Raw genomic sequence first — 24,481 nt, 5'->3', positions numbered from 1 at the left:
CTAATTGACTAAAAATAAACTAAAAAATAGCCAATACAGCCCCCTGACAGCCCAGCCATGCTCCCCAAGGTAGAGTTCACAACATCGACGATTAGTGCGAGCAAAGATTCTCTCTTTCTATTGCAACGGGTATAATTGCCCCATGCAAACCAAACGCGATCAACTCTTCAGCCGGCCTCAACCGATGCTGGTCGATTTTCAATTTAATGAGCAGGTAGCTGCGGTCTTTCCCGACATGATCCGCCGCTCTGTGCCCGGTTATGGCGATATTATCGCCCTGCTAGGGCTGTTTGCCTCGCGCTATCTACAGCCGAAGAGCTACGGCTACGATTTAGGCTGCTCACTCGGTGCCTCAACCCTCTCTATGGTCAGCCGCACCCTCCACCACGACTACCACCTATTTGGGGTCGATAACTCCCTAGTGATGTTGCAAAATTGCCGCCAAAATCTGCAACGACAGGCTCCAGAGGCCCCTATCACCCTAATTTGCAGCGATATTCGCGATATTACCCCAGTTAACGCCTCGCTCGTGGTGATCAACTTTACCTTGCAGTTTATCCCCCCCGCTGAGCGCCTTGCGCTACTCCATCAGATCTATACCCAGCTACTGCCCGGTGGCGCTCTGATGCTAGCGGAGAAGATCTGCTTTGAGCAGCCCGCCGAGCAGCAGTGGCAAGAGTCGATGCAGCTCGCCTTTAAGCAGGCTAACGGCTACTCTAACATGGAGATTAGCCGCAAACGGGCCGCGCTGGAGAATGTCCTCTTTCCCGACCCCCTCACCACCCACTATCAGCGGTTACAGCAGGCCGGATTTAGCCAAATCCACCTCTGGTACCAGTGTTTTAACTTTGCCGCTTTGGTGGCGATTAAATAGCTTCTGCCTTTGATGTCATGCCCCTAGCTGAGCGCCCAATCCTCGACTACACCCCCCTCTACCACGGGTTAGCCGACTCCCCCTTAGCCCCTTGGCTTGAGTGGTTACCACAACAGGTGGCCTCGGCACTTGAGCCGACCCGCCACGGCGATGTTCCGCAGTGGTTACGAACTCTGCGCCAGTTTCCGGTTATCACCCCCTCCACGATTGAGCTAAATCGCGACACCATTCGCATCGGCCAAGCCGATGATCTAAGCGTCGAGCAGCAGAGTCAGCTACAGCAGCTACTGTTGCAGTTTCAACCATGGCGCAAGGGGCCGTTTGAGCTGTTTGGTATCGCTATCGATACCGAGTGGCGCTCCGACTGGAAGTGGCGTCGCCTCGCCGAGGCTATCGATCCGCTGCAAGATCGATTAATTCTCGATGTCGGCAGCGGTAACGGCTACTACGGTTGGCGGATGGTCGGCGCTGGGGCAAAACAGGTGCTAGGTATCGATCCCACTTTGCGCTATTTGATGCAGTTTGGCGCTATCGACCACTTTATCGCCCATCGAGCGAACACGGTGCTGCCGCTGCGACTAGAACAGCTTGCGACTCCCATTCCCTGCTTCGATACCCTATTTTCGATGGGGGTTATCTACCACCAACGCGATCCACTAGCTCACCTGCGCCAGTTAGGGCGCTATCTGCGCCCTGGGGGGCAGCTCATTTTAGAGGGGTTGGTGATAGAGGGTACGGTAGATGAGTGTCTGATACCCAAAAAGCGCTACGCTAAAATGCACAATGTCTATGCGCTACCTTCAGTACCGATGCTGTTAGAGTGGCTTAGGCAGAGCGGTTACCATAGCGTGGAGTTAGTCGATGTCACTCCGACCACCCCCGAAGAGCAGCGCCGTACCCGCTGGATGGTGTTTGAGTCTCTAGCCGACTATCTCGATCCGACTAATCCTGCCCTCACTATCGAAGGTTACCCAGCACCGATACGGGCCATCGCTACGGCTAAAGTTTAAGGGTAGGGCGATGAACAAGGCCCTAATCGGTTAGCTGAATCACGACACCGAGTGAAATGAGTCGCTCCTGACTCTGCGGCTGTGACACCGCCACGGCCTCGCCGCCGTTAACAAAAGGGACAAAGTCACCCGAGCTATTGAGCGATACCATCTCACCGGCTGCCGTACGGACATAGGCTCTATCCGAGGCGTCCCACTTTCGCTCCCGATACCCAAATTTAAGAGCCAAACGGGAGTTAATCTGGTAGCCCAACTGTAGATAGGGGACGCTCTTCGCTTCAGGCTCTAGCGCCGTATCGACTAAAGCCAACTCATCGGTTGAAAATGAGGAGCCGGCATAGAGCTCATCAATGTAGAAAGGATACTCCACCCCCGCCTCTATCTGCAGAGCAGAACGAGCCCAGTTGACCCCCAATCGACCAATCAGTGAGTCATAGTGCTCCAGATAGCCCTGTCCATAGGTCAGCTCGCTATCGGGGTTAATAATCGTCACATCCTGAATATCGCGATCCCAACGCTCGTAGATTAGCGCCGCACTCCAGCGCCAACTCTCTTGCCATAACGGGCCTAAGAGCTGACTACCCATCTGCCACCCCTCATAGAGGGTATCGCTCTGCGCCTCTTGCGGTTGATCACTATCGGTCTCCCCATCATAATCGACCTTACCGGTCATTAAACCGCCCGACAGCGCCAGCCTCACCCCTCGTCCAAGCGACCACGACTCCCCTACCCCAACACGGTAGCGCCAGCCACTTTCGGTCACAATGTCACGCCCTTTATCAAACTCCTGCCAACGCATCTGTTCGGCCTCTGTCTGTAGCTCCAGCGCCGAGAGCGCAAACGGCATACCCCACAGCACCACGGTCGTCAAAATAGCCTTTCTGTTTTGCATCTCTTTTCCATCCTCTTAATAATTGCGCTACCATACCCCAATTTATTCACTGAGAGCAATCATGACTGAACAAAATGAGACCCAAACCTTTGCCCACCAGTTTGAAAAGGATCTAGCTGAACTAGAGCAGCTAGTTCAACGCATGGAGCAGGGCAATCAGCCACTTGAGGAGGCTCTAGCCGATTTTGAACGGGGCATTACCCTAAGCCGCCACTGCCAACAGATTTTGCAACAGGCGGAGCAGCGGGTGCAAATTCTGCTGCAACAGCGCGGCAGCGAGGAGCTACGCGACTTTCTACAGCCTGAGCAGCGGCCATGACCCCACAGCTACAGCAAAAAGCCGAGAGCTACCGTCAACGGCTAGAGCAGCAACTACAGCAGCGATTAAACGGCGAGAGTCGTCCGCCAGCACCCACCCTCTCAGCCGCGATGCAGTACGCCACCCTCAATGGCGGCAAGCGGATTCGTGGGCTGCTAGTCTATCTTACCGGCGAGCTGTTTCAGACCCCTCTGCCACAGCTCGATCCGGTTGCCGCAGCGATCGAGATGGTTCACGCCTATTCGCTAATTCATGACGATCTCCCCGCCATGGATGATGACGATATCCGTCGCGGCCGACCCGCCTGCCATATCCAGTTCGGCGAGGCGGTCGCGATATTAGCCGGAGACGCGCTACAGACGCTAGCCTTTAGCCAACTAAGCGGCGATCAGGCACTCCAGCGACAACCCGACAGAGCACTACAGCTCATAGCCACACTCGCTCATGCTAGCGGTGAGTACGGCATGGTCGGAGGGCAGATGCTCGACATGGAGGCCGAACAGCGGCGCGTCTCCCTGAGCCAGCTACAGCAGATTCACCACCATAAGACCGGTGCCCTAATCCACGCCGCCATCGCCATGGCCGCTACCCTCTCGGCAGCGACCGCACAACAGCGGCAGCGGCTTGCCGACTATAGTCGCGCGATTGGGCTAGCTTTTCAGGTGCGCGATGATATTCTCGACGCCACTGCCGATAGCGATACCCTAGGCAAACCAGTAGGCTCTGATGCCGCAGCGCAAAAGAGTACCTATCCGGCGCTGCTCGGACTCGATGCCGCCTACAGTGAACTCAAAGCGCTACAACAGCAGGCGCACCAAGCGCTACAGGGGTTCGATCACCACGCCGCCCCCCTGCGCGATCTAGCCGACTACATTGCCCAACGCCCCTATTAGCCCCACTATTATGTTTAGCCCCATTCGCACCAAAAGCTGCTAACATAGGGCCTCCTTGATCTAACCACGATACTGAAACCGCATGACCGACTCCACCCCCTACCCGCTACTGCAAACCATTGATACACCAAAAGATTGTCGCAAACTCACTCCCCAAGAACTGAAACAGCTCGCCCAAGAGTTACGACAGTTCATGATTGAGAGCGTTAGCCGCACCGGAGGGCATCTAGCCGCCGGACTCGGCACTATCGAGCTAACCATCGCCCTCCACACCGTCTTTAACACCCCCTATGATCGCCTCGTCTGGGATGTGGGCCACCAGAGTTATCCGCACAAAATTCTCAGCGGACGGCGTGAACAGATGGCGAGTTTACGACAGCGACACGGTCTGGCCGGTTTTCCCAAGCGGGAGGAGTCGGAGTACGACACCTTCGGCACCGGCCACTCCAGCACCTCCATTAGCGCCGCCTTGGGGATGGCGCTAGCGGCCAAACATCGCCAAGAGGATCGTAAAGTCGTGGCGATTATCGGCGATGGTGCCATGGGGGCGGGCATGGCCTTTGAGGCGCTAAACCATGCCGGTGATCTCGATGCTAATCTACTGGTCGTTCTCAACGATAACGAGATGTCGATTTCACCGAATGTTGGCGGTATGTCAAACTATCTGTCACGGCTGCTATCGGGGCAGATCTACACCTCAGTACGGCAGAACAGCAAACGGGTGTTAAGCAACCTGCCGCCGGTACTAGAGCTAGCTAAACGGGCTGAAGAGCATTTAAAGGGGATGGTGGTGCCCGGTACGCTGTTTGAAGAGCTCGGCTTTAACTATATCGGCCCGGTCGATGGTCACGATTTGACCAATTTACGCAAAACACTCACCAACATGGCTCAAATCGATGGCCCACAACTGCTACATGTGGTCACTCAAAAGGGGCGCGGTTACCCCCCGGCTGAAGATAACCCCTGTAGCTACCACGGCTTAGGGCCGTTCGATATCGAAACCGGCCAACCCATTAGCCGCTCTAATCGCCCCACCTTTACCGCCATCTTTAGCCAATGGCTAGTCGATAGCGGCCACGCCGAGCCCGATCTAGTGGCCATTACACCGGCGATGCGCGAAGGTTCGGGGCTAGTCGCCTTCTCCGAAACCTTTCCTAAGCGCTATTTTGATGTCGGCATTGCCGAACAGCACGCAGTTACCCTCGCCGCCGGTCTCGCCTGTGAGGGGTTAAAGCCGGTAGTCGCTATCTACTCCACCTTTTTGCAGCGCGGCTATGATCAACTGATTCACGATGTGGCGTTGCAAAAGTTACCGATCCTGTTTGCCATTGATCGCGCCGGCATTGTCGGCCCCGATGGCCCGACCCATATCGGCAGCTTCGATATCGCCGCGCTGCGCCCTATCCCCAACCTCATCATTATGACACCGGCGAATGAACAAGAGTGCCGTCAGTTACTGACTACCGGACTCCACTATCCTCACGGGCCAGCTGCGGTGCGCTATCCCCGTGGTAGCGGCCCGAATGTTGCCATCGATAGCGCTCTAACCTCACTGCCTATCGGCCAAGCTGAGCTCATTCGCCACGGAGAGAGGGTCGCTATATTGGTCTTTGGGCCATTTATCGATAGCGCCGTTGCGGCAGCGCAGCACTATGACGCCACTGTGGTCAATATGCGCTTTGTCAAACCGCTCGATACGGCCCTGCTACAACAGCTCGCCGCCACTCACCCCTTTTGGATCACTATCGAAGATGGCGTCATTCAGGGCGGTGCCGGCAGTGCGGTTATGGAGTGGCTGCAACAGCAGCAGCTGAGTAACCGCCTTATCCCCCTCGGCCACCCCGATGAGTTCCTAGAGCAGGGTAGCCGTGATGAGCTGCTACAGCAGTGCCAGTTAGACAGAGCAGGTATTTGCGCTGCCATCGATAAATTGATGGTTGCGAACCACTAAACTAGCCCCACATTGACCTCTAAACCTAGCCTGAACTTTGCAGCATTTAGGATAGAGAATATAGCCAACAGACAGGATCGAGTATGAATCAAGCCGATTGTAACAACATCGCCGATGTTCAAAACAGTGAAGACACCCGCCACATCGCCATTGATAAAGTGGGAATTAAAGATATTCGCCACCCAGTCAGGGTCCAAGATCGCACCGGCGGCGAACAGCACACCGTGGCCAACTTCAATATGTATGTCAATCTGCCACACAACTTTAAGGGCACCCATATGTCCCGTTTTGTGGAGATTTTAAACAACCACGAACGCGAGCTATCGGTGACATCGTTTCAGGATATGCTCGTCGAAATGACCGAAAGGCTAGAGGCCGAATCAGGCCACATTGAGATGACCTTCCCCTACTTTGTCAATAAGGCCGCGCCGGTATCGGGGGTACAGAGTCTGCTCGACTACGAGGTGACCTTTATTGGCGAAATTACCGCAGATAACCCTACCCTGATGGTAAAGGTGGTGGTACCGGTCACTAGCCTCTGCCCCTGCTCGAAAAAGATCTCCGATTATGGTGCCCACAATCAGCGCTCCCATGTCACCGTCACCGTGGCAACAAAAGAGTTTGTCTGGATAGAGGATATTATCGATATGGTCGAGAGTCAGGCCTCCTGTGAACTCTACGGTCTGTTAAAACGCCCCGATGAGAAGTATGTCACCGAACGGGCTTATGATAACCCCAAATTTGTCGAAGATATGGTGCGCGATGTCTCGGTGCAGCTCAATCAAGATCAGCGCATCAGCCGCTATATCGTTGAGTCAGAAAATTTTGAGTCGATTCACAACCACTCAGCCTACGCTCTGATTGAGCATACCAAATAAATAATAAGCGCTAGCCCCCCGCTGGGGGGCAGAGTCTCAATCGTACACTCTCATAATCTGTTTTAACTCCCCCAATATCTGCCGCTGCTGCTCGATAGTCAGTGGCGCAAACAGCTCTGGAAGCTGCCGCTGCTCTAATTGGGTAATCATCCATCGCACCTGCTCGCAACCTGCTTGACAGGCCTGCTCCAGAATCTGCTCATAAGCCCCCGCTGCACTCTGCTCCATTAACACTCTACCTAACTGTTCATTGCTCTTGCTCTGCACTGGCGGTCGTCTCACCGCTACCGGCCACCGCGACCCGATAACCGCACTCTTTTTGCGGGCAGACCCTCTCCTCACCGCGTCGTTTGGTCACTTTAAGGGTCAATATCGGCCAGCCACACTCAGGGCACGGCTCGGCGAGTGGTAGATCCCAGGTTGCGTAGTCGCACGCAGGGTAGGTCGCGCAGGAGTAAAAGAGCTTCCCCCGACGCGATTTGCGCTGCTGTAGCGTCCCCTTATGGCACTTTGGACACTCGACTCCGGTATCCTGCGGCTGCTCTAGCGACTCGATATGGCGACACTGCGGATAGCCGCTACAGCCGATAAATTTACCGTAACGGCCGATGCGATAGACTAAGGGGGAGTTGCACTTAGGGCAGTTTCGCCCCTCAACTAGCTCCGGTTCGGCCCGCTCCTGACTCGACTCCCCATCTAGGTTACGGGTGTAACTACAATCGGGATAGCCACTACAACCGATAAAGCGCCCCCTTTTGCCCAACTTTTTCACTAAATACTGCCCACACTCCGGGCAACTCTCCTCTAGCCTCTCTTCAGTGACATCTTTGCGGCTAACGCTCTGATCTTTATCCTCGACTAGCGTATGAAACGGCTGCCAGAAGCGGTGCAGTAACGGAATCCACTCCTCCTCCCCCCGAGAGATGGCGTCGAGCTCATCCTCTAGGCGGGCGGTAAACTCATAATCGACATAGCGGGTAAAGTGTTCGGTTAAAAAGCGGTTAACCGTGCGCCCGACATCGGTCGGAATAAAGCGCTTTTTATCCATTTCGACATAGTCGCGCTGCTGTAGGGTCGAAATAATCGAGGCGTAGGTCGAGGGGCGCCCAATGCCATACTCCTCCAGCGTCTTAACCAAGGTCGCTTCAGAGAAGCGCGGAGGCGGTTCGGTAAAGTGCTGCTCGGTCAATAGTTTGACTAGATCAACCCACTCTCCCTCTTGCAGTGGCGGGAGAATACGGTTCTCACCCTCATCGTTTTTACTGTCGTCCCGCCCCTCTTGATAGACGGTCATAAAACCGGGATCGACTACCACCGAACCGTTGGCCCGAAAAGTGGCGATCTGTTGGGCAATCAGATCGATAGCGACGGTATTCAGGGTCGCCGACTTCATCTGGCAGGCCACCGTCCGTTTCCAGATCAGCTCATAGAGTCGTAGCTGCTCTTTGGTTAGATGGGAGGCGAGCTGTTGTGGTGTTCTCATCGCAGAGGTCGGTCGTACCGCTTCGTGCGCCTCTTGGGCGTTTTTTGATTTGGTTTTAAAAAGTCGCGGCTGTGGGGGGAGAGTGGCGGTGCCATAGCGGCTAACAATAAACTGTCGTAGCTCCTCAATCGCTTCACTAGCGAGGTTCACCGAGTCGGTACGCATATAGGTAATCAGCCCTACCGTCTCGCCACCGATATCGATACCCTCATAGAGCTGCTGGGCGATCCGCATGGTGCGCTGAGCGCCAAAACCGAGCTTGCGTGACGCCTCCTGCTGTAGCGTTGAGGTGGTAAAAGGGGGGGCGGGGTTGCGTTTACGCTGCTTTTTTTCGACCTTAGCTACCTGTAGCCGTCCATTGGCAGCGGCAGCAATTTTTGCCTCGGCACTGTGGGCCGTCTCGGCCCGATTGAGATCAAACTGATCCAGCTTGTTACCCTCTAGCTGAATTAAACGCGCCTTAAACGGCTCTGGCTCCGGCTGCCCCTGTTGGGCGACTAACGCCTCAATCGTCCAGTACTCTTGCGGGATAAAGCGCTCTATCTCCTCCTCTCGTTCGACAATTAACCGCAGCGCCGGTGACTGCACTCTCCCCGCCGAGAGGCCACCGCGAATTTTACGCCACAGTAGCGGCGACAGATTAAAGCCGACCAGATAGTCGAGCGCTCGCCTCGCCTGCTGGGCATTGACCAGCGCCATCGCAATCGGGCGGGGGTGCTCTACCGCCTCTTGAATCGCCCGTTTGGTGATTTCGTTAAATTGAATTCGGCCTACCGGCTTATCTTTCATTAAGCCACGACGGCTCTGTAGATATTGCAACAGGTGCCATGAGATCGCCTCCCCTTCGCGATCGGGGTCGGTCGCTAGCAGGAGCTGATCGGCACCGCGTAGCTGCTTAACAATGGCATCAACATGGCGACTGTTACGCTCAATTAACTCATACTTCATCGCAAAATTGTTAGCCGGATCGACCGCCCCCTCTTTAGGGAGTAGATCGCGAATATGGCCATAAGAGGCGAGTACTTCATAGTCACCCCCTAGATATTTTTTGATCGTTTTTGCCTTCGCCGGCGATTCAACAATGACCAGACTCTTTCCCATACGCTGCTATCCTGTACTTTCTGACGACTCTCAATCGGGGTTAAAGGCGAGATTAGTGGATGTGGAGAGCGATCTCATCAATGACCACCTCTTCAATCCATGCCGCTGCCGCCTCACTACCTGGCTGGTTAAAGAGTACCATAAGTACCACCCACTTTAGCTGCTCTAGCTCGATAGGCTCCCGCTCTAGCGCCATCACCCGATCAATCACCCGTTCACGGCTAGTATGTTCTAACACTCCCATCTGCTCCAGATAGAGTAAAAAGCCGCGACATTCGAGATCGAGCCACCGCATCTCATCGGGGGTATAGTGTCGTATGGAGGTTGAACTAGGGGGTCTGGTAAAGGGTAGAGCGTGCCCCTCTAGCTGTTCGGCGACCGATAGACTATCTATCCAGTCAAAGGCTTTATCGATATGGTGAGGTTGAAAACCGGCGCGTAGCAGCTCTTCGTCTAACTCTTCGGAGTCGAGAACCTCATCCTCATAGATATAATTTTCAAATAGATAGAGAATGATATCGAACATATCTTGCTTCATGTAATGACCTCATCAATCGGCAGCTTATAGAGTTGCGGTGGTAATTCACCAACGAATGTCGGCGCTAAACCGAGTATCCGGCAGGGGAGAATGAGACATGCCCCTCCAGTTCCAGTTGTAACAGCATGGAGGAAACCCGATCAGCAGTCAATCCACTCCGGGCAATGATTGTATCCATCGGCGTCGGCCCATCCCCTATCGCATGAATTAACTGCTGTTCGGTGACGGTAAATTTTTTTGCCACGGAGAGGGAATCGGCTTGATCTAACTGGGTTAGATAGTGTCGTAGTTGCGGCGCAATCTCCTCAATAATATCCTGCGCCCCCTCAACTAGTTTGGCCCCCTGTTTAATCAGCTGATGGCACCCTTTAGCGAGCGGATTGTGAATCGAACCGGGAATAGCAAACACCTCTCGTCCCTGCTCACTCGCATAGCGGGCGGTGATGAGCGAACCACTTTTAAGCGCCGCCTCTACCACTAAAGTTCCGAGAGAGAGGGCGCTAAGCAGCCGGTTACGGCGCGGAAAGTTGCTAGCGAGTGGGCCGACCCCCGGCGGAAACTCACTCACCAGTAGGCTACCATTGGCGGCAATGCGGTGGGCTAAATCGCGATGTGAGGCCGGGTAGATGCGATCAATACCAGTTCCCATCACCGCTATCGTATCACCACCGCCATCGAGAGCACCACAATGGCTAGCCCCGTCAATGCCTAGCGCTAACCCGCTAGTCACCGTCAGCCCGACCGAGGCGAAGTAGCGGGCAAACGCGTGGGCACTCTCCTGCCCCTGATGACTCGGATTGCGGCTCCCCACCATCGCCACTTGGGCGCTTTGCAGCAGCTCAACCCGTCCGATGCCGTAGAGTAGTTGCGGCATCCCCTCTAGCTGTCGTAGCTGCGGCGGATACGCCTCATCCGCTACCGTGAGAAGAAAGTGGCGCTCACTCTGCTCTAGCCACGCCATATCGTCATCGACAGCCGCCTCATCGACTTCGGTTAACGCTTGGCGCAGCGCTGCGGTCAGGCTACTATCGTGTGGCCCTTGGGCAAATATCGCCTCCACCGACCCATAGCGTTGCAGTAGCTGCTGCTGTCGAATCGCGCCAACCCCGCTCACTCGCGCCAATTTAAACCATAACCGCGCCTGCTCCGAGCTCATTGTGGCTTATGGCGCTCCAATTCGGTCACCTATCCGCATCGGCAGTGTCGCCTCCATCACTAGCGCGTAGCTCATCCGTTCAAATACCCGAAACACCATTAATAGCCCACTGCGCTCATCTGGCAGCTTCAGCCACTCCCCCGTGGCAAAATCGCGCACTTGGCGCCCCGAGTCATAGGCGGCTAACACATGGCCACTCTCAATCTGATCTTCTCGCCCGATATTGAGCGCCACTACGTGGTACTGCCCAATCAACCTATCCCCATCTAACACGGCCATAATCTGGGCACGCACCCCCTCCGGCGGTGAATGGGGCAGATAGTTATTTTGATGCCCCTGCTCTACTAGCGGAATCAGCCGGTCGCCATTTAATACCTCCCGCTCAGCATCGACAATGTCGAGCGTGGCCGGATCACCAAACCGAACCAGCCGCGCCTCGGCCGCCACGAGCGCCTCTTGGCCTAAAATATCGTCACTATCGTCTGGATTACGATAGATGGTACCGGGGCGAACGACTAGATAGTCGGAGGTCATTTTACTCTGAATGCCTCGCGCATAGATACGATTATCAGTCCCGGCAATGAGGTGTTCATCGGCGCTAGAGAGGACATAGGGGGCATCATCTAAGCTATTAGGCGACATGACTCGCGGTTGGCGCAAGAAGGGGGTGATAACATTGGCAGGAATGGTAGTAATCGCCCCTTTGAGCGAGGACTCCCGAACTTGTGGCGATAGGCGTTCAATACAGCGCCCCTCTTCGGTGTAGCCCACGCAGCGAACCTGCTCCCCCTCCACTTTGCGAATCACCGCTCGCCCCCCCTCCATCAACAGCTTAAGCTGATCTCCGGGGAAGATAAGGTGGGGATTCTCAATTTGGGGGTTACTTTGCCACACCTCCGGCCAGCGCCAAGGATCGGTTAAAAAGCGGCTGGCAATATCCCACAGCGTATCTCCGCTGACTACCGTATAGAGCTGCGGTGCAGACTCTTTTACCACCGCGCTATCGGGGGTTGGCGTCAGCTCGACCGAAGTTGGCTCTGATACGGCCTCAGAGGGAGTGACGGGGGGCTCATATCTCACCTGACTCCCTGAGCAGCCGCAGAGGATCGACACCACCACCACCGCTCCCCATGCCAACAAACCATTTTTTTTCATAGATTTACTCCCAAACCACCATTACGGTTACGATTAACCCAGAGGCCTAGTTTGCCACACTGTGCCAAAAAATGGCATCATTCGCCGTATTCAGCCATAGAATCATCGCGCTCCTTATATTAAATATATATATAAATCAAAATGATACATATAACAACCGCAGATTGCTCTGGTAACTAGGCACCGGTTTAGCTATAATGCGCCCCGTCAAACGAGTGGCCAGGTGGCAGAGTGGTCATGCAGCGGCCTGCAAAGCCGTGTACAGCGGTTCGATTCCGCTCCTGGCCTCCACTCACACCCTCACCGGCTCAATAGAAGCCACCCTCCCTACCCCCTTTAACGCCTCTACCTGATGACGGTAGTTAGCTGCGCTATTAAACAGCCACAGTAGTTGGGTTCGCCGTTGTGGCCGAGTCGGCACCGGAGCGAAGCCATCGGTAAAGATAATACAGCCATCATAAGGGGGGGAGCTGTGATTGAGATAGTCGATCACCACCTGAAACGAAGTCCCTCCCCGTCCGGTTATCGTCAACTCGGGCCGCTGCCGTTTCACCCCTCGCCACTGATCGTGAATTTCGGTATCAAAGGTGACAATATCGATAGTGCGAATACCATAAAGAAAGAGTCGGTTAAGCGTTGAGAGCGCTAAATTGAGCTCTCGGTCAGTCACTGAACCACTCACATCCATCGCAAATAGCAGTTTGGTCGTAAACTCACGCCGACTGCCCGGATAGAGGAAGTCGTAGCGCCGGTTCGGTCGCATACGGGTCACCACCCTCTCGTTCGAGAGCAGTGTGGATCGAAACCGCTTTAGCTGATCGATAAAGTTGAGCTTCGGCCGCTGATTCGCCTTAATCTGCTGCTGTAGCGATGCGCTTAATGTGCCCCAACTGCGATGATCAATATCGGCCTGCTCCACCTGTTGCGCTATGAGCTGCTGGAAGTAGTCGTTCTCCCCCCACAGCTCACTATTTTGCGCCATAACCGCCAGGCTCGGTGCCGTTAAGTGGCTCGGTGGCGCAGAGTGGCGACTACCTCGGTTTAGAGTGGCATCGGTCAGCAGTTTTTGGTAGTAGAACTCAAAATAGTGGTTATCGTACTCATGGTGGCCGAACTGCTCAAAGGCGCTCGGCAGCAGCAACGGCGTCTGAAGCGCCTCTTTTAGAGTGATATGACTGGCTAAATAGGCCAGCTCAGCATGGTCGGGCTGGCGACTATAGGGGTGTTGTAGCAGTAATCGCACCAGCTCCACTCGCAGCATCTCCCTCAACAGTGGGAGCTCAAAAGTGGCTAGGTAGTCTGGGTTATACTCGATTCGGCCCGCACCGCTACGAAGCGTCTCTATCTTGCTATTGGGCTGCAACTGGTGCAGTGTCCAGACGGCAAAGAGTAGTGGTTCGGTAATGAACCACGCCTCAGCAATCTGCTGTAGCTGCCGCTGTAGCGCCCCGCTACTCGGTTGGCTATTGGCCATAGGGGGCTTAGAGTTGAATGGTGTCGATATAGTCGGCTAAGAGCGCCATCAGCTCATCCGACTCGATCATGACTAGGGAGGCGACCTGCTTAAATTTCGGTCGGCCAAGGAGCGAGGCGAACTGGGCGACCGCTTCTCGCTGCTCTAGCTGCTGTAGCTCGCTTAGATAGCCGTGTAGATTTTTAAGCCACTTCGCCACCGTTTTGTCACTCTTATGCCCCTCACTCAGACGATGGGCGATCTGCTCGTTGAGTATGGCTAACTGAGGCAGCGATAGCGCCTTTATTTTGCCTCGTTGGCGGCTAAAGCGCTCTAAAATATCCTCACTATTTAGGGCAAGCTGGCTCTGTAACACCCTTTGCAGCTCCAGCGCTGCCCCAACACCGATAATACCGGCAAGCGCTTTAATGTGGGTCGGGCCAATCTCTGTCACCACCTTGAGGTAGTCGCTCACCCGCTCCCATGCGCGGCGATCGGGCTGTTTCTCTAACAGATCACCGCTAAGTTCGATCTCAGCTAACGAGCCATCGAGCAGGTGGTGCTGACTCTGAATTAGCTGAATCACCGAGGTGTGAATCGCGGCACCATGCGCCCAGTCGAGCCACTCCTCCAGCGTCGGTTCAAACTGATAGAGATTAAAGCGCGATACCAGCGCAGGATCGAGATCGGTCGTCTGGTAGAGCTCGCCGTTATTGATAGCGGAGAGGATACGGCTCCCCGATGGCAGCTCTCGGCCAGCTAAACGGCGATTGAGGGTTAAATCCATCACCGCTTGTAAAATCTCTGGCCGGGCTCGGTTTAGCTCATCCAGAAACAGCACCACCGACTCCTCCCCCTCTGGCCACCAGTAGGGGGGCATAAAGCGGGAGCGGTGGCTCTGCTCATCGCGATACATTAACCCTATCAGATCACCCGGATCGCTCATCTGTCCTAAAAAGAAGGTAATCACCCGCTCACCTTGCCGCTGAAAGTGGTCGGTAATAATGCGCGATTTGCCGATACCGTGGCGGCCAACCAACATAATATTTTGGCTCGCGGGGGTTGTCTGCAAAATCGTCTCTAGCTCCGTCACACCGATTTTAATCATCTATCGCTCCTATCTGTTCCGCGTTGGGTTCTGGTTCCGGTGGCGGCGACAGGGTGTTCACCAAATGTTTGACTGACACTTTATTAAAGCGGATCTGATTGACCACCTTCAGCTGGTGTAGGCTGAAGAAGGCATCGAACACCTGCTCAATCTTACGCATCGCCTGCTGAAACTCACTCCACTTAATATCAAATTCGATATAGCCGCTGATATCTTCGGTCGCGAGTGCGATACGGATCTTTTTCGACATCACCTTAAAATTGTGGTAGAGCCGATAGCGCCGAGCGAGCTGCTCTACCTTCCCCTCTATCGCCTGTAACTGTAGCTGCATCACCTTCTCTTGCTTCTGTACCGCTCCCTGCTGCTGCTCTAATTTTTCGTAAATTTTATCTAAACAGAGCCACAGCGGTTGCCGATCAGCACTCCAACGCAGCATTAAACTATTGAGCTTCAGGTAGAGCTCTCCCGGAGCTAAATCGACATTGTTACTGCGGTCGCTTGGGAGAAAGAACTGAATATTGACTTCAGCAACCTGCTTATGCCCGTAGTAACCGTAGCCGTAGTGCTTAAGTTTTCTTTGATACAGACTATAGTAACTCGCATCTGGGCAGGAGAAATTAAGGCGCAACAGGTAGTGACTCGTGCCTCTGTCTGGATAGAAGCTATTTTGGTGAACACCGATTTCGACATCGTGATCAGCGTAGCGTTGTCGAATCTCCTCTGCAAGTTGTTCTAGGTAGTTACGCTGCGCCTCACTCTCAGTTAACACAAATGGCACCTGTGCCACAAAGTGGCGCTGTAGCAATTTTTTGATCTCACTGCCCGTCATTCTGCTCTTCTCCCGTTAATGTCACAGCCATGAGCGGGGGTTGTAATCCCCCTTACGGCACACTACTATAAATTCATTCTGTCGGCTTGGCCAGAGTCGGCTATCCCCTACCATCTGTGAGAGTTGACCTTTAACCATGATTACCGTTACCGCTCCTGCTGCTAAGCAGATTAAAATTTCCGCCCGTCAGAGCAACGCCGAAAGTATGGCGCTGCGTATCGCTGCCAAAAAGGGTCTTGATGGCTCGATTGAGTACGGTATGGGTTTTGATGAGGCTAAAGAGGATGACATGGTCTTTACCATGCACGATGTGACCCTGATCTTCGCCCCTGAGTATGGCCCGCTCATTAAGGGGATGGAGATCGATTACGATGAACTCAACCCCGGCGAGGGCGACTATCACTTTATCTTCCTAAACCCCAACGATCCTAACTTCGTCCCTCCAAACCCTAATGCCACCTCTTGCGGTAGTGGCACCGTCTAAACTGACTTGAACCGAATCGAGTCTCTAACACGCTATATCGCCCCCCTCATTCTAAGGGGGCGCCTCCATCTATCAAGCAGCAGACGCTTCGCCACTCTGCTCGGAGGGACTCTCTGCCTATCGCTGTTACAGCTAAGCCTACTCTACTGGTTTGCCCCCCATCAAGGCGGCTTATGGTGGATGTTAATTGCGACAACCCTGCTGACCCTAACCATGCTATGGCAGACGGTGCGACTGATTGAGGAGCTCATTCTCCCCTCAGAACAGTTCCATCACTGGTCGGAGCAGATTCGTCAAGGCAACACCACCGCTAGGTTGCCAGCTAAGAGCATGGGGGCGCTACACGCGGGTGCGGCCCATGTCAATCGAATGATGCAGCATGTCGATCAGGTCTCACTCGATCTCGAAAGTGCGGTCAAAAAACAGACCGCCCAGTTTGAACAGAAGACCAAATCGCTGCAACTCCTCTACGATGTCGCCACCAGTATCAATACCGCCCGTGACACTAGCGATCTACTCACCCGCTTTCTCCACACCATGCGTAACATGATTAACGCCAAAGCGGGCATGGTACGGCTGATTCACGATAACGGCAAGATGGAGATTGTCTCCAGTTTCGGTATCGATAAGCAGACGCTGCAAAATGAGCAGCAGTTGGCGATCGACCACTGTCTTTGCGGTAGCGTCTCCCGTAGCGGTGAACCCGGGGTAGAGCACGATCTGAATAACTGCCAGCGCATACTCGGCAGTCCCATTTTAAACAATCAAGGCAATAAGATGATCGCCGTGCCGCTACAGTACCATGGGCGAGCGCTCGGTATCTATAACCTCTTTATCGATCCCGACAAGGGGGTTGAGTTCGATAGCGAAATTAGTGCCCTCTTCTCTAGCGTCGGGCAGCATCTAGGGATGGCGATTGAGAAGGCGCGGCTCGATGACGAGTCAAAACGGCTATCGATAATGAAAGAGCGCAACGCCCTCGCGCACGAGCTACACGACTCACTAGCGCAGACCCTAGCTAGCCTGCGGTTTCAGATTAGTATGCTCGATGATAGCGTTAACCATATTGCGCTAGCAGATATTCACCACGAAATCCAACAGATTAAGGGGGGATTAGATGAGGCCTACTCTGAACTGCGTGAACTACTAGCCCACTTTCGTGCCCCGATGCATAAACGGGGGCTCATGCCGGCGCTCGAAGATCTCATCAGCAACTTCCGTACCCAGACCCAGATGCGGGTGCTGCTACAGCGAGAGTGGAACGATGCAAAGCTACCGGCCAATATGGAGCTACAGATTTTACGCATTGTGCAGGAGTCGCTAGCTAATATTCGCAAACATAGCCAAGCCCATACGGTGCGCGTCCTACTTCGCAGCCACAACCAGAGCGACTATACTGTCCTCATTGAGGATGACGGCATCGGCATCGATCTTAACAATATTAGCGATCACCCGGGTGAAAATCTCGGCCTATCGATTATGCAGGAGCGGGCACGCTATCTAGGCGGAGAGTTAAAGATTGAGAGCGAACCGGGGGAGGGAACCCGAATCCACCTCTTCTTCACCACGCACAAGTATAGCCAAATACAGAATAATCAACATTTTGCATTAATTTAGAGCCGCTAACTTATGACTGTTAAAGTTCTCATTGTCGATGATCACACCCTATTTCGTAGCGGTTTAGAGACGCTGCTAGAGCGGCACGATATCGATGTTATCGCTACCGCCGGCAATGGTCGCGAAGGCTTTATGAAGGCCCGCGAGATCGAACCCGATGTGGTTCTGCTCGATATGCGTATGCCGGAGATGAGCGGGCTAGAGGTGTTAGCGGGGCTACGAGCCTGCGGCTTTACCCGCCCAATAGTGATGTTAACCACCAGTAATGAGGAGCGCGATCTACTTGCCTGCCTGCAACAGGGGGCTAACGGCTACCTGCTCAAAGATATGGAGCCGATGGAGCTAGTGAAAGCGTTAAGAGATATCGTCGCCGGTAAGAGTGTCGTTGCTCCCGAACTCGCCGGCTTACTCGCGCGGCTGTTTCAGGGGGAACACCAGACGGCTGAAGCTAGCGCCGCCGCCACCACCCACCCAGCAGAGCAGCTCACCCGCCGCGAAATGGAGATCCTCTGCCTAGTGGCCGAGGGGCAGAGTAATAAGATGATCGCCAAAAATCTCGGTATCTCCGATGGCACCGTTAAACTGCATGTTAAATCGATTTTACGCAAACTCGAAGTCCACTCCCGCGTTGAAGCGGCCGTTATCGCCGTAGAGAATAACTACTGCGGTCGGCAGCCGAGCGAGGAGATCGAGTAAATCGCCTTAGTTGCTATGGGGTGGAGACTTCAATAACGCCTCTATCACTCCGATTAACTCTTCGGGCTGACTAAGAGAGTGAAACAGCCCCGCTAGCTCCCCCTGCTGATCTAACAGATAGAGATAGTCAGTGTGAGCTAACAGATAACCTAGCGCAGAGCCCGACGCCTGCTTCTGGTAGCCGACGCCCCACTGCCTAGCAATCGGTTTAAGCTCGCTCTCGCTACCACGCAGGCCGATAAAGGTCGGATAGAAAAAGCGCACATAGTGCTGCAGCGCCTCGCCCTTATCGCGTTCAGGATCGACTGTCACAAAGATCCCCTGCACCTGCGTAGCTTGATCTTCACTAAGCTGCTGCATCGTGCGGCGCATAATCGACAGGCTCATCGGGCAGACATCGGGGCAGGAGGTGTAACCAAAATAGAGGATCACCACCTTACCCCGATAGTCGCTTAGAGTCACCGGCCCCTCCTCCCCTTGCAGGGTAAAATCGCCGCCTAAATGGTCGGTAAGCATCCCCGTTGCATTGTGGAGCAGCTCTTTCGCCGCGAGCGGTACAGCCACTAGCCATAGACAAACAGCGACTGCCGCCCCCCTTCCCACGCGATTGATCCCTACTCTAGTCACTTAATCCCTCATCCTGTTAATTGATCTATCCACTGTCGAATCTCTCCGACGACCTGTTGAAACTGCTGCTGTAGCTGCTGTAGCGACGGCTGTAGATTGAACGACTCCTCTGCCGGTAGCTCCTTTAGCGTCAGTTCAAGCTGCCGCGCCGTCTCACTCAACCGCACAGCGCCGACCATCGCAGCGGTCGATTTCATGGAGTGAAACTGCCGAATTAAAGAGCTGCGATCCATCGTCTGCGCTGTCTGTGCTAGCTGCTGTAATAACCCCTCAAGCCCCTCAATGGAGATACTCAGCACCCTCGGCGCCATCTTGCCAACATCATGAACTAGCTGTTGTAACCGCGTCAAGTCAAGTTCTGTATCGAGTGCCGGCTGCCGCTCGGTAGAGTCAGGTTCGACCGTTGCAACAACGGCTGTCGCTGTAGGCTCTCTACCCGATAGATAGCGCCGTAGAGCTAGGTAGAGATCGTTTTTGCGAAACGGTTTGGTAATCACCCCATCCATACCGGCTTCAATACAGCGCTGATAATCTTCACTAGAGGCGTTGGCGGTGAGCGCTAGGATCGGGATATGATTTGGCGCCTGCTCTAGTTCACGAATTTTTCGACTGGTCGTATAGCCATCCATTATCGGCATTAGGCAGTCGAGTAGCAGTAGATCAAACTGACCCGTTTTCCAGAGCGCTATCGCCTCCTCACCATTGGCAGCCGTTACAACAGTGAGACCTAATGTGGAGAGGATCCCCTCAGCCACTATCAAATTGGTGCTAATATCGTCCACTACTAGTAGCCGCCCCTGCATCGGTTCGATCTGACTTGCCTCGCGGGGAAGTTCACTCTCGACCTCTTGGCTATCACAGCTAGAGAGCGTAATAATAAAGCTAAAAGTGGTTCCGACACCGACCACTGAGTTGAGGCTAATCTCTCCTCCCATTAGCTCCACTAGCGAGCGGCTGATCGATAGCCCTAAGCCGGAACCGCCATACTTACGGGCAGTATCTTGGTTAGCTTGCATGAAGGGTTCGAATAGCCGCTGCTGCTGCTCGGTCGATATCCCTATGCCGCTATCTTCGACCGCAAACGCAAGTCGCAATCGCTCGTTAAGACAGCTCAATACCTGTAACTCTAAGCGCACAGAACCCGATTCGGTGAATTTAATCGCATTGCCGATCAAATTAACCAACACCTGCCTAAGACGAGTCGAGTCGCCCCGCACAAACGGTTTATAGCCCCCCTGCGGCTCAAAATTGTGCACCAAATCGAGCGCTATCCCCTTTGCAGCTGTACTAAACTGAAACAGCTCTAGCGTCTGCCGCACCAGTTCAAGTAGGTTAAAGGGGTGGCTCTCTAACGCCATTTTGCCACTGCTGATTTTAGAGAAGTCGAGAATATCGTTAATAATAGCGAGCAGATTCCGTCCCGATTCGGTAATCAGTACCACCTGCTGCCGCTGCTGTGGTGACAACTCGGTCTCAAGTAACAGCTCTGCCATGCCAAGAATCCCGGTCATCGGGGTACGAATTTCGTGGCTCATGGTGGCTAAAAAGAGCGATTTGGCTCGATTAGCGCTCTCTGCCGCCTGCTGATGTTCTATATCGCGGGTAATGTCGGTATGAAACCCGACCATACGCACCACCTTACCCTCCTCATCAATCAGCGCTTTACCTCGGTCTAGAATCCACCGCCAAGAGCCGTCACGACAGCGCAGTCGATGACGATTCTCATAAACCATACTCTCACCCTTAAGGTGGGCCTGCACCGCCTGCATCGTCGCCGCCTTATCCTCAGGATGGACTCGTCCCGACCACTCGGTAATAGAGTCCCCTATCTCCTCTTCGGCATAGCCTAACATCTGTTTCCATTGGCGGCTGAAGAAGACTTTGTCGCTCTTCGGATCCCAGTCCCAGAGGCCATCTTGAGTTCCTTCAATCGCCAGTTGAAATCGGTCTCGCTCATCTTTTAGCTGTTGATGGTTCTCCTCTAACTGCTGTTTCGAGAGTCGAATCGTCTGGAGCATGGCGTTAATCGCCTTAGCTAAAATGGCGATTTCACGATACTTTTGTAATGGAATTGAGTGCTGTGGAATGCCGCTCTCGTCACAATCACCGAGGGAGGTGACAATTATCGATAACGGACGCAATACAAAGTTGCGAATCGAGATAAAGAGCGCCAAAATCAGAATTAGGCTCAAACCAAGCGCCACCACCAGATGTTGTAACAGCGTCTGGCGTAGCTGTCGTTTGAGCAGCTCATCACTCATATAGAGGGTAATCTGCCCTAGAATCTCCCCGCTTTCAGCGACAATATCACCACTATCGCTATAGAAACTGCTAGCTAATAGGGGGTGATACTGCGGTTTATAGCTAGTTATCTCGCTCTCACTGAGGCGAATTTTACCGCTTACATAGGCGCTCTCCTGCCCCATAATCTGCCCCATATTGAGATCTTCCACCACCACGGCTAGGTAGTCGAGGTTGTGCTCTAGCTCATTAAATATCAGGTTTTGGTACTCATTAACGGCATACGACTCAATTAACGGGGCGAGATTATTTTGCAACAGCGCAATACTCATCGATGAGCTGCGCTTCATCGAGGCGACAACCGCCTGTTTGGTATTAGCGTAGTGATAGACTGAATAGAGCACCATAATAGCCACCACGGTAGCTATTATAGTCATCGCTAGATTCAGATAGAGCGAGGGCGACCGGCGCTCTCTAGCCATCAGAAATCGACACTAATTATCCGCCACAATACCCAAAACATTACGCTTGATAAGCGGTAACTTTTCGGCAATATTCTCCGTAGAGATGGCCAGCACCGGCAGCTTGATCTCGCTCTCTATCCTCTCCCCCTGTCGATACTGGTTGAGTATCTGTACCGCCCTCTCTCCCATTAAAAACGGCTGCTGCATACCGGCACCGACTAGCCTCCCTGTGGGGATAAGGTCTAGAAATTCAGGCTCAGCATCAAAAGTAATTAACAGAATCTCCCCCTCCTTGCCACTCGCTGCAATCGCATCTAGCGCCCCCTGATAGCGATCTGATCCTTGCAGCCAGATAGCACGCAGATCGGGGGTCTGTTGAATCAGCTCCCTAGTGTAGTCGTAGGTCTCTTGATAAGAGAAGGTGACTTGCTGCCGCAGTCCACCGCCCTTAATTCCAGCCTCTGCGAGCGCCTGCATAAATCCAGCCGTTCGCGCCTGGCCATTGGCCCTCTTTTGCGGAATAGCAATAATGCCGACCCGCCCCTCTTGCCAGCCGAGGCGCTGCATCTTTGCGGCTAATATCTGCCCTAGCTGATAGGCTCCGCCACGGTTATCAGAAGAGATATACGATACATACTCCCCCCCATCGGTGCCAATATCGGCAATCACCACCGGAATACCCGCCTCCTTAGCCAATTTTAGAATCGTGACGCAGGCCGATGAGTTAGTCGGCGAGACGATAATGCCATCGACCCCCTGACGGATCGCCTTAACGCTATTCTCCATCTCCCTTTTCGCGCTATTTTCGGCGCTATAGACCGCTAGCCGATAGCCTAGTGCCGCAGCCTCGTTTTCGATACCACGGGCGAGAATATCCCAAAACGGAATGCGTCTATCTGATACCAGATAGACCAGCGACCTCTCCTCAGCTGCCGTTGCAGCCACCGAGCCACCGAGTCCCGAGCCCACTATCAGCAGCAGTAATAGCGCCTGCCAGAGAGTTTGGGGTAGAGTTCTGCTTATCATCCAAGACCTCCAGAGAATCTGTTTGTTCTAAAAATCAAATTGTATCACTTTTGCGGCTATTTTCACTACCCAAATTGGGGCAAGGTAGCGATGAGAAGGGTATTTGCGCCTCGGTTAGGGTAAACTACGACACCATGATTAGCGCTCCCCCCCACTCACCCGAGGCGACTTTGCAACAGCAGTGCCAACAAGCCGGCCTCAGTCTAGTCGGCATCGCCCCACTAACACTAGCAGAGGCGGGGGCGCGGCTACAGCAGTGGCTCGCCGCGCAGTTTCATGGCGAGATGGCCTATATGGCCAAACACGGTGCAAAACGGTGGCAGCCGCAGCAGTTAGTTCCGGGAACGGTGAGTGCCATCATGGTGACGCTCGACTATCTACCAGAACCACAGGCGCAGATGTGGCAGCAGTTACAGCGTTCAGAGGGAGCCTATCTCTCCCGCTATAGTTTAGGGCGCGACTACCATAAAGTATTGCGCCGCCGTCTAAAACAGCTCGCCGAGGCGCTGCAACAGGCGTGGCGGCCGTTTGGATATCGGATATTTGTCGATAGTGGCCCGGTCATGGAGAAGCCGTTAGCTCAGCTAGCCGGCCTAGGCTGGATCGGCAAACATACCAATTTGGTAAACAGAGAGCGCGGATCGTGGTTTTTTATCGGCACGCTGCTGACCGATCTCCCTCTTAAACCAGATCAGCCAGCGAGCAACCACTGCGGTCGCTGCCAGCGCTGTGTCGATATCTGCCCGACAGGGGCGATTATTGCCCCCTATCGGCTCGATGCCCGCCGCTGTCTCTCCTATTTAACTATTGAGCATCACGGCGCGATTCCCCTCTCGCTGCGACCACAGCTCGGTAACCGCATTGTCGGCTGCGACGATTGTCAGCTCATCTGCCCTTGGAATCGCTTTGCTAAACTCACCGCCGTTAACGACTTTTTACCACGACATCGACTCGATCAGGCCACACTCTTAGAGCTCTTTTTGTGGGATGAGGCGACCTTTTTGGCCAAAAGTGAGGGGATGGTGCTGCGGCGGCTCGGTTATCGTCTATGGCAACGCAATCTGGCGGTTGCACTCGGCAATGGGCCAAAAAGTGAAGCGGTGGTAGCGGCGCTACAGCACCGGTTAAGCGGGGCCGATCCTATGGTAGCCGAGCATATTGTCTGGGCACTCACCTACCGCTAAGCGATCGAAATCGGCTCCCACCTAACGAGTGGATGGGAACCGGAACAGAGCTAGCTCTCAGTTCAGCGCAGCTCTAATAGTGACAGTCACAGTGGCCATACTAGGGGGAGAAGGAGGAGCCACAGCCGCAGGTGGTGGTGGCATTCGGGTTACGAATCACAAACTGCGCCCCTTCGAGATCCTCTTTAAAGTCGATTTCGGCACCGACCATATATTGAAAACTCATCGGATCGATTAATAGCGTTACGCCGTTGGTCTCGACCGCAGTATCGCCATCGTTAACATTTTCGTCAAAGGTAAAGCCGTACTGAAACCCAGAACAGCCACCACCGGTGACATAGACCCGCAATTTGAGGTTGTCGTTCCCCTCCTCTTCAATCAGCCCCTTCACTTTGGTGGCTGCACTTTCAGTAAAAATTAATGGTTGTTCAGTTGCACTCATACGCTACTCCAGTTTGGTTAAACACTTGCTCCACAGCTATTATCTGTATTCCGACCTATT

The 24,481-nt window shown here is 53.9% G+C and carries 23 protein-coding genes and 1 tRNA gene; 11 read left to right on the top strand and 13 right to left on the bottom strand.

What is annotated here, in order from left to right; genetic code table 11:
- Nucleotides 1–142: 142 nt before the first annotated feature.
- Together cmoA and cmoB are read left to right on the top strand one after the other, a co-directional pair.
- On the top strand, nt 143–874 hold the full coding sequence (cmoA, locus tag D5085_13865) for a carboxy-S-adenosyl-L-methionine synthase CmoA (protein QEP44111.1): 732 nt from the start codon (nt 143–145) through the stop codon (nt 872–874).
- 17 nt (nt 875–891) lie between these two features.
- Entirely contained in the window at nt 892–1,884 is a 993-nt protein-coding gene (gene cmoB, locus D5085_13860; protein ID QEP44110.1) for a tRNA 5-methoxyuridine(34)/uridine 5-oxyacetic acid(34) synthase CmoB, read from the top strand.
- A 22-nt stretch (nt 1,885–1,906) separates the two neighbouring features.
- On the opposite strand, the gene D5085_13855 is transcribed toward cmoB, so the two are convergent.
- Nucleotides 1,907–2,776 (bottom strand): hypothetical protein, encoded by an 870-nt coding sequence (locus D5085_13855; protein QEP44109.1) that lies wholly within the window; start codon nt 2,774–2,776, stop codon nt 1,907–1,909.
- 61 nt (nt 2,777–2,837) lie between these two features.
- Between D5085_13855 and D5085_13850 the strand changes: the two genes are divergently transcribed.
- The 4 genes from D5085_13850 to D5085_13835 all read left to right on the top strand — a co-directional run bounded on the left by D5085_13850 (nt 2,838) and on the right by D5085_13835 (nt 6,817).
- Nucleotides 2,838–3,095: an exodeoxyribonuclease VII small subunit gene (locus tag D5085_13850; protein ID QEP44108.1), complete on the top strand. Its 258-nt coding sequence runs from the start codon at nt 2,838–2,840 to the stop codon at nt 3,093–3,095.
- Complete coding sequence (locus D5085_13845) at nt 3,092–3,988, top strand: geranyl transferase (protein ID QEP44107.1); 897 nt, start codon at nt 3,092–3,094, stop codon at nt 3,986–3,988. Before D5085_13850 ends, D5085_13845 begins: the two co-directional genes overlap by 4 nt.
- 82 nt (nt 3,989–4,070) lie before the next feature.
- Nucleotides 4,071–5,939, top strand: coding sequence for a 1-deoxy-D-xylulose-5-phosphate synthase (locus D5085_13840; protein QEP44106.1), 1,869 nt, complete (start codon nt 4,071–4,073; stop codon nt 5,937–5,939).
- 83 nt (nt 5,940–6,022) lie between these two features.
- Entirely contained in the window at nt 6,023–6,817 is a 795-nt protein-coding gene (locus D5085_13835) for a GTP cyclohydrolase I FolE2 (GenBank protein ID QEP44105.1), read from the top strand.
- Between the two features lie 36 nt (nt 6,818–6,853).
- Here D5085_13835 and D5085_13830 read toward each other — a convergent pair whose 3' ends face one another.
- The 5 genes from D5085_13830 to D5085_13810 form a co-directional block, all read right to left on the bottom strand.
- Nucleotides 6,854–7,045, bottom strand: a complete 192-nt coding sequence (locus D5085_13830; GenBank protein QEP44104.1) for a hypothetical protein — start codon at nt 7,043–7,045, stop codon at nt 6,854–6,856.
- 19 nt (nt 7,046–7,064) lie between these two features.
- Nucleotides 7,065–9,401: a type I DNA topoisomerase gene (topA, locus tag D5085_13825; protein QEP44103.1), complete on the bottom strand. Its 2,337-nt coding sequence runs from the start codon at nt 9,399–9,401 to the stop codon at nt 7,065–7,067.
- 52 nt (nt 9,402–9,453) lie between these two features.
- Entirely contained in the window at nt 9,454–9,939 is a 486-nt protein-coding gene (locus tag D5085_13820) for a DUF494 domain-containing protein (GenBank protein ID QEP44102.1), read from the bottom strand.
- Between the two features lie 64 nt (nt 9,940–10,003).
- Nucleotides 10,004–11,095: a DNA-protecting protein DprA gene (gene dprA / locus D5085_13815; protein QEP44101.1), complete on the bottom strand. Its 1,092-nt coding sequence runs from the start codon at nt 11,093–11,095 to the stop codon at nt 10,004–10,006.
- A 6-nt stretch (nt 11,096–11,101) separates the two neighbouring features.
- Nucleotides 11,102–12,250 (bottom strand): LysM peptidoglycan-binding domain-containing protein, encoded by a 1,149-nt coding sequence (locus D5085_13810; protein ID QEP44100.1) that lies wholly within the window; start codon nt 12,248–12,250, stop codon nt 11,102–11,104.
- A gap of 217 nt (nt 12,251–12,467) precedes the next feature.
- On the opposite strand from D5085_13810, the gene D5085_13805 reads away from it, so the two are divergent.
- A tRNA-Cys gene (locus D5085_13805) sits at nt 12,468–12,541 on the top strand.
- 1 nt (nt 12,542) lies between these two features.
- Here the strand turns inward: D5085_13805 and D5085_13800 are convergent.
- Genes D5085_13800 through D5085_13790 form a run of 3 tightly spaced genes read right to left on the bottom strand, consistent with a single transcriptional unit; the run spans nt 12,543 to nt 15,640 of the window.
- The gene (locus D5085_13800; protein ID QEP44099.1) at nt 12,543–13,724 is read right to left on the bottom strand and encodes a hypothetical protein; all 1,182 of its coding nucleotides are present in this window, start codon (nt 13,722–13,724) and stop codon (nt 12,543–12,545) included.
- A 7-nt stretch (nt 13,725–13,731) separates the two neighbouring features.
- Nucleotides 13,732–14,811 (bottom strand): AAA family ATPase, encoded by a 1,080-nt coding sequence (locus D5085_13795; protein ID QEP44098.1) that lies wholly within the window; start codon nt 14,809–14,811, stop codon nt 13,732–13,734.
- Nucleotides 14,804–15,640: a hypothetical protein gene (locus D5085_13790; GenBank protein QEP44097.1), complete on the bottom strand. Its 837-nt coding sequence runs from the start codon at nt 15,638–15,640 to the stop codon at nt 14,804–14,806. The genes D5085_13795 and D5085_13790 overlap by 8 nt, the downstream gene beginning before the upstream one ends.
- Before the next feature lie 136 nt (nt 15,641–15,776).
- Between D5085_13790 and D5085_13785 the strand changes: the two genes are divergently transcribed.
- The 3 genes from D5085_13785 to D5085_13775 all read left to right on the top strand — a co-directional run bounded on the left by D5085_13785 (nt 15,777) and on the right by D5085_13775 (nt 18,437).
- On the top strand, nt 15,777–16,124 hold the full coding sequence (locus D5085_13785) for an iron-sulfur cluster assembly accessory protein (GenBank protein QEP44096.1): 348 nt from the start codon (nt 15,777–15,779) through the stop codon (nt 16,122–16,124).
- Between the two features lie 180 nt (nt 16,125–16,304).
- Complete coding sequence (locus D5085_13780; protein QEP44095.1) at nt 16,305–17,741, top strand: histidine kinase; 1,437 nt, start codon at nt 16,305–16,307, stop codon at nt 17,739–17,741.
- 12 nt (nt 17,742–17,753) lie between these two features.
- On the top strand, nt 17,754–18,437 hold the full coding sequence (locus D5085_13775; protein ID QEP44094.1) for a response regulator: 684 nt from the start codon (nt 17,754–17,756) through the stop codon (nt 18,435–18,437).
- Between the two features lie 6 nt (nt 18,438–18,443).
- Here D5085_13775 and D5085_13770 read toward each other — a convergent pair whose 3' ends face one another.
- The 3 genes from D5085_13770 to D5085_13760 form a co-directional block, all read right to left on the bottom strand.
- Nucleotides 18,444–18,953: an SCO family protein gene (locus D5085_13770; GenBank protein ID QEP44093.1), complete on the bottom strand. Its 510-nt coding sequence runs from the start codon at nt 18,951–18,953 to the stop codon at nt 18,444–18,446.
- A 119-nt stretch (nt 18,954–19,072) separates the two neighbouring features.
- Nucleotides 19,073–21,787 carry a response regulator gene (locus D5085_13765; protein QEP44092.1) on the bottom strand — a complete coding sequence of 905 codons (2,715 nt, stop codon included), beginning with the start codon at nt 21,785–21,787 and terminating at the stop codon, nt 19,073–19,075.
- 12 nt (nt 21,788–21,799) lie between these two features.
- Nucleotides 21,800–22,795: a sugar ABC transporter substrate-binding protein gene (locus D5085_13760; GenBank protein ID QEP44091.1), complete on the bottom strand. Its 996-nt coding sequence runs from the start codon at nt 22,793–22,795 to the stop codon at nt 21,800–21,802.
- A 134-nt stretch (nt 22,796–22,929) separates the two neighbouring features.
- Here D5085_13760 and queG point away from each other — a divergent pair, with 134 nt between their 5' ends.
- The gene (gene queG / locus D5085_13755) at nt 22,930–23,979 is read left to right on the top strand and encodes a tRNA epoxyqueuosine(34) reductase QueG (protein QEP44090.1); all 1,050 of its coding nucleotides are present in this window, start codon (nt 22,930–22,932) and stop codon (nt 23,977–23,979) included.
- Nucleotides 23,980–24,079: 100 nt separating this feature from the next.
- Here the strand turns inward: queG and erpA are convergent, their stop codons facing one another.
- Nucleotides 24,080–24,421 (bottom strand): iron-sulfur cluster insertion protein ErpA, encoded by a 342-nt coding sequence (gene erpA / locus D5085_13750; GenBank protein ID QEP44089.1) that lies wholly within the window; start codon nt 24,419–24,421, stop codon nt 24,080–24,082.
- Nucleotides 24,422–24,481 lie beyond the last annotated feature (60 nt).

Source organism: Ectothiorhodospiraceae bacterium BW-2, from assembly GCA_008375315.1.
Lineage (GTDB): Bacteria > Pseudomonadota > Gammaproteobacteria > Thiohalomonadales > Thiohalomonadaceae > BW-2.
This window is presented reverse-complemented; position numbering and strand designations above follow the sequence as displayed.